Raw genomic sequence first — 1,393 nt, 5'->3', positions numbered from 1 at the left:
GCTTCCGACCCACAGCAATGAGATGGACTCCTCTCCGTCTTCGGCATCGAGTGCCAGACTGGAAGCGATAGAACCAGTCGTTGGCGAAGAGGAGTCCACTCATGAAGCTTACGCGCATTGGAGTTGACGTGGCCAAGCAGGTCTTTCAGGTCCACGGGGTCGATCGATACGAACAACCGGTATGGCGTCGCCGCTTGTCGCGCGAGCGCTGGATCAAGGCCGTGCAGGGGGTGGCTGAGCCAGGCTGCGAGATCGGCATGGAGGCGTGCGGCGGAGCCCACCATTGGGCGCGGCAATTGCAGGCGCTTGGTTATCGCGTGAAGCTGATCGCGCCGCAGTTCGTGAAGCCGTATGTAAAGAGCAACAAGAATGACGCCAAGGATGCCGAAGCGATCTGCGAGGCGATGAGTCGTCCGAGCATGCGCTTTGTTGGCGTCAAAAGTGTTGCGCAACAGGATCTTCAGGCGATGCATCGCGTGCGGGCCAGCCTGGTGGAACAGCGCACCGCCAAGGGCAATCAGATCCGTGGCTTGGCTGCGGAGTATGGCCTGGTGGCACCGAGGGAAATGGCCTCGTTGCGTCGCGCGATCCCGTGCTGGCTGGAAGATGCCGATAACGGACTGACCGCGTGCTTCCGCGTTTTACTCGATGGACTGTGGCGCGATCTGAGAACGCTGGACGGTCGCATCACCGAATTGGATGGCCAGATCAACGAGGCGGCCAAGACCGATCCCGATGCGCGTCGGTTACAACAGTTGCGCGGCATCGGTCCCGTAGTTGCCACGGCTTTGGTGGCGTGTGTGGGTGATGCCACGCAGTTTGCCAATGGCCGTCAGATGGCTGCGTCGCTTGGGCTGACGCCACGGCAACACAGCTCGGGCGGCAAGGATCGTTTGCTTGGCATCAGCAAGCGTGGCGACGCCTATGTGCGGTCGCTTCTGGTGCACGGTGCGCGAGCCATGCTTCGAACAGCACCGCGCCATGACGACGCCCTGAGCCGCTGGGTCATCCGTCTATCGTCGCGATCTCACCCGAATGTGGCCTGCGTGGCAATGGCCAACAAGACGGCGCGCATGGCCTGGGCCATGCTGCGTCACGGTACGAACTACCAACCGGCGCTGGCGGCCGCCTAACCAGACTATCCGAGGAAATCTCTCCACGATTGCGAAGCCCCCGAAGTGATGACGAACCGGTCGGACCGGCGTTGGAAAAACCCTGAAATGTCCGTGTGCTGCAAGCACGCCACAGCGATTGGGAGCCGACGCGCGACTAGCTCATCGTGGCCCGGCACCGCCCTGCGGTGCAGCATCTAGAGGCCGGATATACGTGTGCAGTCGACACGGACGCCAGAGCTAGGGGATGCTTGGCAAAGGAGAGGAGTCCATATACGGAC

At 61.8% G+C, this 1,393-nt stretch carries 1 protein-coding gene; it reads left to right on the top strand.

The genetic code is table 11. The annotated features are described in order from the left end of the window. Nucleotides 1–101 precede the first annotated feature (101 nt). The gene (locus OUZ49_RS20880) at nucleotides 102–1,133 is read left to right on the top strand and encodes an IS110 family RNA-guided transposase (protein ID WP_266152548.1); all 1,032 of its coding nucleotides are present in this window, start codon (nucleotides 102–104) and stop codon (nucleotides 1,131–1,133) included. The last annotated feature ends 260 nt before the right edge of the window (nucleotides 1,134–1,393 follow it).

The organism is Dyella halodurans, assembly GCF_026283925.1.
GTDB classification, from domain to species: domain Bacteria; phylum Pseudomonadota; class Gammaproteobacteria; order Xanthomonadales; family Rhodanobacteraceae; genus Dyella; species Dyella halodurans.
This window is presented reverse-complemented; position numbering and strand designations above follow the sequence as displayed.

What these genes read in the sequence shown, in the direction of transcription:
- OUZ49_RS20880 (WP_266152548.1), top strand. Translation starts at nt 102, where the DNA reads ATGAAGCTTACGCGCATTGGAGTTGACGTGGCCAAGCAGGTCTTTCAG.